Below are 7,425 nucleotides of genomic sequence, written 5' to 3' on the forward strand. Positions count from 1 at the left end.
GGCGTATCGTTCCTCTTGGAAGTTCTGGCAGGCTTCAGCACCCGCCACGATACGCCACCCTCTCAAACCCCGTCACCCAGTTTCACGCATAGCTCATCCCGGCCAGATAGGCGGCGGACGCCGTGGCACCGCCGGCGGGAATGGCAACCAGGGGCAGGCCCAGCCAGCGGGCCACCAGCACCATGGAGAGGCTCCCCATGCCGGAGGCGATCAGGCCGCCGAGCAGCATCTGCCGGATCGCGTCGCGCGGGCGCATCCGGATGGTGATGGCATGTGTCGCGCCGCCGAGCGCGCCCCAGGCCGCCACGACCAGGGAACTCGCGACCGCGAATTCCTGAACGACGGCCTGCAGAAAGCCGAGTTTCTCGTTCATCGCCGGATCTCCAGAAGCGGGATGGAGGTGATCGAACCGAGCCGCTCGAGGTCGAGCGTCACGTCGAGCGCGTCGGTGTCGAAGCGGACCGGCACGTCAAACTCGAAGCCCGCGGTGATCGCGACGCCAGCGCCCGGCGCGGTGCCGAAGGTGACTACGCCGGTGGCGGTGTCGACCGACCAGCCCGTGGGCTGCTCCGTGCCATCAAGAGCGACGCGCACCGTGCCGGCGACCGGCTTGGTGATCGTGCGGTTCCAGGTCTGGCTGCCCGAGGCGTAGCGCTTCATCAGCTGGAAGGCGGTCATCGTGCCGTCGCCGGTCCCGATCGCCTGATCGGTCGGCAATGGCGTCTGGGACGGCAGGCAGGACTTGTGATCGCCCCAATCCTTGAACCGGAAGCCGTGTAGCCGCCCGTTCCGCGCCTCGAAGAAGGCGACCACCGCCGCCAGATCGTCGACGCGTCGGATGCCGTAGGCGACGTCGTAACGGCGGCGCGAATTGGCCCAGCTGGCGTTGCGCTCCTCGTCGCCGGAGCCAAGCTCGACGATCTGCGTGCGCCGTTCCGGCCCGCCCCGCGCGCCGCGGCTGATATTGTCTGGGAAACGGACCTCGTGGAACGTCATCACATGCCCCTCCGCCCAAGCGAGACCGCACGGGCGATATCGGCCGCGACCTGCGTCCTCGACTGCCGGAAACTCTCGGCGTCGCGGGCCATGATGGTGACGTTGACACCGCCGCCCGCGCCGTAGGTCTGCGCCTCCCGCCGCGACAACACCCGCTCGCCCCGCTGCAGGATCGCGGGCACCTCGTCGTGGCGAAGTCCGGCCATGCCGCCGGAATGCATACGCGGCGCGGCGGCAAAGGCCATGGCCGGGACCATGCGCGAGGGCCCAGCCGAGCCCACCATCCCGCCGGCATGCAGGACGTTGGCGAAGATCCCGCCCGCGCCGGAGAACACGCCCGAGAGCGCATTGGCGATGGGACCGAGGATGAAGCGCCGCGCCGCCAGCTGGGCGAGATCGGCGAGCAGCGAGGTGACGAGATCGCGGAATTTTAGCTTGCCGGTCTTCACGAACTGGCCGACGGCGTTCTCGGCCGACTGGAAAGCCCCGACGAGGCTCTGGCCGATGTCGCCACCGATGTCGCGGGCCTTGCTGGCGTAGTCGGAGAGCGCTGCGGTGACCGCCTGCCAACCGTTGACGGCGGCCTCGGTCGCGGGCTCCGCTGCCGCAGCAGCAGCCCCAGCCGCCGCGCCTGCATCCGTTGCAGCGCCCCCGGCATCGCCGAGCGCCGTCTCCAGCCGCTCGGCCGCGCCGGTGGCCTCGGTCAGCGCATCGGCACTGGCCTCGTCGGTGCCGCGTACCGCATCCTGCAGCGCCTGCCAGCTTTCGAGAGGCGCGCGGGCCCCTTCCGCCAGATCGCGCGCGGCCCCACGGTAGACATTCGCGGACTCGAGCGCGCGGTTCGCAGCCTCGGTCAGACCGAGATCGGGCGCGGTCAGCGGATTGTCCTCGAAGGCCCGGTCGAACGCCGCCTGCGCCGCCGTGGTGGCGGCACTGGCCGCACCCTCGAAGCGGTTCTCGATTTCGCCGAGGTCGAGGTCCGGCACCAGCGAGATGCGCCGCTCCGACCCGAGCGCTTCCAACCCCTGATTGATGCCGCCGATGAAGCCGTTGATGCGCGAGACCACGCCGTTCAGCATCGCCTCGACGCCGTCGACCAGGCTGTTGGCCGCCTGGAACGCCAGATCGCCGATGGCGGCGGGCAGCAGGCCCCAGATCGCCTTGATCGCTTGGTAGGCGCCCTCGAACGTGTTCGCGGCGGTGTTCCCGAAGCCCACCACGCTCTCGATGGTGCTCTGCATGCCCGACGCGGCATCGGCCTTCAGGTCGAAGAACATCGCCGTGGCGGCCGCACCCGCCGCAGCTGCGCCCATCCTGATCCGCTCCCAGACCTCGACGGCGAGGTCCTTCAGGAGCGACATCGCTTCTCCGAACCCGCCCGCGCCGGACACGAGGCGGGTGAACTGGTAGACAAGTTCGCCCGCGCCGACGATCAGCGCGCCAATGCCGGTGCGGATCAGCGCGCCGCGCAGGACGACGAGCGCCGTGGCAACGCCTCGTACCGAAAGGGCAGCAGCCGCCATTCCGGCGACCCAGCGTCCCGCGAGAAAGGCGGCGAAAGAGGCGGCGTAGGTGGTCAGGCGACCGATGTTGTCGAAGAGACCGCGGATCGCGATGCCGAGCGGGCCGGTGCGGCTGGCGACTGCGGCCATGGCATCTGCCAAGGCTTCGAGCGCCGGCGCTGCGGCGACGGCGAGCTGGTTCGACAGCCCGCGCCAGATCAGTCCGAGCCGGGAGATCGCGTCGTTCGTCCGCTCGATCTGGTCCGCATCCTGCTCGGAGACCACGACACCGAAAGCAAGCACGTCCTCTGTCGCCTGGCGCAGCGTCGCGGTGTCGATCCGGCTCATGGCGATGGAGCCTTCCTCGCCGAAGAGTTGGCCCGCGACGGCAGCGCGCTCGGCAGCGGGCACGAAGCTCTCGATGGCGGCGTTGATCGCACCCACGCGCTGGTCCAGCGGCAGCGCGATCAACTCTGATGCGGAAAGCCCCAGCCGGTCGAGCGCGTCGGCAGCGGGACCGGTCCCGGCGGCCGCCTGGCTGAGACGGCGCGTCAGATCCTTGGTGGCCTGCTCGATGCCGGACATCGACACGCCCGCCAACTCGCCCGCGCGTTCCAGCGTCTGGATCGAGGCGACGGTGGTGCCGAGGGACTGGGCAAGCTTGGCCTGCGCATCAACCGTCTGCAGGCCGGACCGGATCATCGCTACGCCTGCAGCGGCAGCGGCGGCCACGGCGGCGGCGGCCGCGACCCGCACCCGCCGCGAGAAGGCCGCGAGCCGGGCGTTGGCCGCTTCCATCTCCCGGCTGAGCCGTCCGAAGCCGCGCGACCCGGCCTCGCCGACGCCTTCCGACTCGGCGCGCACCTGCCGTCCGCCCACGGCCGCGAGGCGGACGCTCACCCTCTTCTCAGCCATGGGAGTGATCCATCTGTTCGTTAAGTTTGGTGACCATCACCGCCTCGATGACGGGCAGCAGTTCGGCCATGGCCATGGGCGGTACGCCGAGCGCGTTCCCGAGCGCCAGCGCCGCCGACATGTCCCAGCCGATCACCGCGCCGGGCAACACACGCAGCTGGCCGCCGAGGCGTCCGACGAGGTCCCAGACCTGCCAGCCCTCATGGGCCAGCGGCCGGTTCAGCCGCGCCGGGCAGTCCGGACAGGTTTGCGCGCAGGCTTGGCAGTAGCGCTCGCCCCCGCCGAAGGACCATTCGGCGAGAGCGCGGAGGCGTTTTTTTCCTGTTCCAGCAGCAGGCCCTTGGAGACGTAGGTCAGCTGGAACGCCTCGAAGATCGGCCAGACATCGAGCAGCGCGTCGATGGCCTCGGGGCTGGGGTCGATGGGGTTGCCGTCCGCGTCGCCGATGCCGTCCCAGACGAGCACGGCCCGCCGCGCGAGAGCCTTGGCGAAAGCGACGGCGCGCTCCTCATCGGAGGCTTCCTCCGGTACCGCCTCAACAACCGGATCGCTGCGCGTCGCGACCATCAGGGCGGTCGTCAGCGGGCGCAGCTGCACCCGGACGCCGGGCGCGAGGTCATGCCAGCGCGGAGCGTTGGTCAGGTCGAGAGCGAGCATCAGTACACCTCTATGTCGTTCACGAGGGTGGCGATGCACATCCGGCCGACGACGCTGTCGCGGGCGGCCTGCCAGTCGAAGGTCGCCTGCACGCCCTGCGGCCCGGAAATCTCGATGCGCGGGCGCGGCAGGTAGACGGCGTGCACGGTGAAGGTGAAGCTTTCGCCGGAGGGCAGGACGTAGGCGAACTCCATCTCGCAGGCCTCGCCGTTGATCGCCTGCGTCACCAGCGTCTGGTCGGCGAAGCGGACCTCGATCCGGCCCGTGAGCGCCGCGATGGACGGGTCCGCCCCGTCGATGCGCCCGTCGCTCCGGATCGTCTCGATCCGGTCGAGGTTGTTGGCGTAGGTGATCTCGGCCGAGACCACGTTGCCGAGGGCTGAGCCATTGCGCGTGATCGCCCCGTTGAAATGGCCGAAGCGCTTCAGCTCCAGCGCGGCGGGGGGTGAGGCGGGTGCGCCGAACGCGCTGGTGGTCGTGCCCACCGTCTCGCCCTGCGCCACCAGCCGCGCCGTTGCGGTCAGCAGACCCGAGCGCTGCATCTGCCAGGTGAGCTGGTCGAGCACGCAGCCGGAATACATCGCGTAGCGCGGCACCTCGGGCATGCCGGTCTCGATCGACATCGAGGGCAGCGTCCAGGACCCCGACTGGAACTCGTGGGTGTAGGGGGCCTCTACGCCTGTGGTCGCAGGCGTGCCGAAGGCCGCCTTCAGCCAGAAGCCGAAGGCCTCGGCGTCGAGCGGCACGACGACATCGCCATCGGCCGTGACCGCATCCTTGATCGGCGCCAGCGGATCGCGGCCGTAGCCGAGCAGCTCCGAGTTCAGCAGCGGCTGCTCCGCCCCAAGCGAGGTGCTGGCGAAGGGCATGCGGGTGAAGCCGCTGGCGGGCGGCGTGCCATAGGTCGTCTCGAACGCAAGCGCCATCAGCGCCCGCGCCCCCTGAGCTCGTGCCATGGTGTTCTCCTCGGGTTGTCGGGGTCAGGCCAGCGGATCGGCCGTGGAATAGTGCAGCGCCACCGGGATCACGGCGGCCTTCAGGCCAGCCGCGCCCTCGACCGGCAGATCGACCGGGCGCGGCGCCTCCGCCTCGACCCAGTCGCAGAGCCCGCCCAGCGTGCGGTCGGCGGCAAGCGCCGTGCCGATACTGGCGGTCAGCGCATCAAACGCCGCGTCACGGTCGGCACCCTGCACGACGGCTTCGATCTCGGCGCGGTGCTGGTAGTGGTAGCGCAGCGGAGAGAGCGTGACCTCGGGCTCGCCCGGCTCGCCATCGCGCACGATCAGCAGCCCATCTGCCGGAACGCGCTCGGGCAACACCTCGCCGCGCAGGGCGGTGGCGGGCAGCGCCGAGAGCCGCGCGTGCAGCGCGGCGAGGATGGTTTCGCGTGGGGTGGGCATGGGATCACCAAGTGATCAAGGAAGTCGGACAGCGACCGACATCGGAATCCGGTCTCTCAATCAGTCTATTCATCAACGCCCCGGTGCCGATGTTGTTGATCTCAATGTCCCAATTCGCGTGCCCCGCTTCGGCGACAAGACGTTCGTAATCGGTGGGATTTTCGGCTTCCAAGACAAGCCCGACGTCGTTGCGCCAAGCGAAACGATAGCCGCGCTCGTCTATTGCCGATGCCATAGAAAGGCCGTGGATAGTAGTCGGCGTGATTTTGATAGACCAGAGACTGTCACGGATTATAGGCGTCCCATCCTCCAATCGTGGAACCGCAATTGGCTTCAGGTACGGCCTGCTCAGGTCGAAGACTGCTTCATAGCCGAGGTTTGCGCCGTTCTCGAGCCGTACGCAAGTGCGATAGCTGTTGTTGAAGACGATTACGACCCAGAGCGCCACAAGGACGATTGGGATCAGTGCGACGCCCAAGATGGCACCAAGCACCCCGTCATTACCGTTGTCGCTATCCCGATGTTTCACCCGAACCTGCTGCGTGCTCGATCCGCAAGAATCTGACCTGAGAAACTTCCAGCCCATCGATCCGTGATCGAATACGGTTCGCCAGTGTGAATGCCCAGCCGCTGAGGCCCTGTGGGACGGAGCCCGACTCGTCCGCGAAGGTAATCTTCCAGCGGCCTGTGGATATTTTCATAGATGGTCTCGCCGAAATCGACGACCTCCATACCGACATCGGCTGGATCGGCGAATTCATCCTCGAGGTAGAATTCGAATTGCCCCGAGAGCGTCAGAATGCCGAACTCCGCAACACAGTTTCCCGTGAAGCGACCGCCTATTGTGGTGTCACCGATGCTGAATACGATCCCAGTCATATCGTATGTGTTCTCGAAGACATCTGAAAAGGCACCGTTTGGGTGTTCTCTGGCTACCTCTGCAATGTTGTCCTGAAGGCTCTTTGTCACAGTGGAAGTCATGTACTGCGCCACGATTCTGCTCAGATGTCCGGTTTCCCGAACGGTAACACCGCGCCCACGACCGTTGTAGTAGTGGCGGACGAAGTCACGGCTGCTCCAAGCGGCTCCGGAGTCTTCAGTATCGGCCAATTCGATTTCAATGAACTCATCGACTGACGGCATGAAGGGCTCAGCCGTGCAGCGGCAGCCATAGTCTTCGCCGGGGTGGCCCGTCTCGGGCGGGTCATCCCATGCGAAGACCCGACCGTTGTTGACAGCATGGCTCGGGCGGACTTTGTCATCCCCACGCGTGCGCCAGATGTAATGCGTGGTAGGCCGCTCCTGCTTGATCGACCACTCGATGGGCGTCCCTTTTCGCAGGTAGGCCTGGAACGCTTTGCGGTATAGTTGCGGATCGATGTGCATGGAGAAGCCCTTGGACAGATTTTTCTTCAACATCGCACAACAAGGTTAATTCTTTGGCAACCCACCGAACGCTCACCGCCTCATGTCCACCCAGTTCGCCACGATCAGCCCCGGCACGCTGTCGAGCGCCCGCTCGGCATCGCGGTCGAGGTCGAGCCGCTTCGGCAGCTTGACCTGCGGCACCAGCAGGAAGATCGGCGCGGTGACCTGGTTGCGGCCGGTCTTCGCGCGCGAGGCCACCGCCTGGCCGCGTTTGTTGATCCGAGCCCGGTCGGCGACCAGCAGGCTCGGACCCCGGCGACGATAGACAAACCTAAGACGCAGGCCGCGACGGCGTTCCCATTCGCCGGGGGTGAGCTTGGCGCCTCGTAGGCCACGGCCGGCGGCCTCGGTAGGGATCGCGAGCCAGAACCCCTCCTTCGAGCGGATCAGCGGGCCGTTGTCGTGGGCGCCGACGATGACGGGCGCCTTGGACCGTAAGCGTCGTCTGACGGTCACCCGGCTTTCAGCTTGACGGCCGGAAATTCCACGGGAGCAGTTCGTCGAGCCGGCTTTGGGGATGGCCGTTC

The 7,425-nt window shown here is 67.5% G+C and carries 10 protein-coding genes; all 10 read right to left on the reverse strand.

The features are described 5' to 3' along the window. Window positions 1-82: 82 nt before the first annotated feature. Window positions 83-373 (reverse strand): hypothetical protein, encoded by a 291-nt coding sequence (locus tag EV663_RS15210; protein WP_132953359.1) that lies wholly within the window; start codon window positions 371-373, stop codon window positions 83-85. After that, complete coding sequence (locus tag EV663_RS15215; RefSeq protein WP_132953361.1) at window positions 370-996, reverse strand: DUF2460 domain-containing protein; 627 nt, start codon at window positions 994-996, stop codon at window positions 370-372. The genes EV663_RS15210 and EV663_RS15215 overlap by 4 nt, the downstream gene beginning before the upstream one ends. Beyond that, window positions 996-3,413 carry a phage tail tape measure C-terminal domain-containing protein gene (locus EV663_RS15220; RefSeq protein WP_132953363.1) on the reverse strand — a complete coding sequence of 806 codons (2,418 nt, stop codon included), beginning with the start codon at window positions 3,411-3,413 and terminating at the stop codon, window positions 996-998. Before EV663_RS15220 ends, EV663_RS15215 begins: the two co-directional genes overlap by 1 nt. Next, the gene (locus EV663_RS15700; protein WP_425057149.1) at window positions 3,406-3,564 is read right to left on the reverse strand and encodes a DUF7697 family protein; all 159 of its coding nucleotides are present in this window, start codon (window positions 3,562-3,564) and stop codon (window positions 3,406-3,408) included. The genes EV663_RS15220 and EV663_RS15700 overlap by 8 nt, the downstream gene beginning before the upstream one ends. A 68-nt stretch (window positions 3,565-3,632) precedes the next feature. Then, on the reverse strand, window positions 3,633-4,070 hold the full coding sequence (locus EV663_RS15225; RefSeq protein ID WP_132953365.1) for a hypothetical protein: 438 nt from the start codon (window positions 4,068-4,070) through the stop codon (window positions 3,633-3,635). After that, window positions 4,070-5,026, reverse strand: a complete 957-nt coding sequence (locus tag EV663_RS15230; RefSeq protein WP_132953367.1) for a phage tail tube protein — start codon at window positions 5,024-5,026, stop codon at window positions 4,070-4,072. The genes EV663_RS15225 and EV663_RS15230 overlap by 1 nt, the downstream gene beginning before the upstream one ends. Window positions 5,027-5,050: 24 nt before the next feature. After that, the gene (locus EV663_RS15235) at window positions 5,051-5,470 is read right to left on the reverse strand and encodes an acyl-CoA transferase (RefSeq protein WP_132953369.1); all 420 of its coding nucleotides are present in this window, start codon (window positions 5,468-5,470) and stop codon (window positions 5,051-5,053) included. Between the two features lie 4 nt (window positions 5,471-5,474). After that, on the reverse strand, window positions 5,475-5,999 hold the full coding sequence (locus EV663_RS15240) for a hypothetical protein (protein ID WP_132953371.1): 525 nt from the start codon (window positions 5,997-5,999) through the stop codon (window positions 5,475-5,477). Then, window positions 5,996-6,856, reverse strand: a complete 861-nt coding sequence (locus tag EV663_RS15245; protein ID WP_165910225.1) for a minor capsid protein — start codon at window positions 6,854-6,856, stop codon at window positions 5,996-5,998. Before EV663_RS15245 ends, EV663_RS15240 begins: the two co-directional genes overlap by 4 nt. 72 nt (window positions 6,857-6,928) lie before the next feature. Beyond that, on the reverse strand, window positions 6,929-7,425 hold a 497-nt coding region (locus tag EV663_RS15250), incomplete at its 5' end, for a DUF6441 family protein (protein ID WP_243697990.1).

The organism is Rhodovulum bhavnagarense, from assembly GCF_004343505.1.
Lineage (GTDB): Bacteria > Pseudomonadota > Alphaproteobacteria > Rhodobacterales > Rhodobacteraceae > Rhodovulum > Rhodovulum bhavnagarense.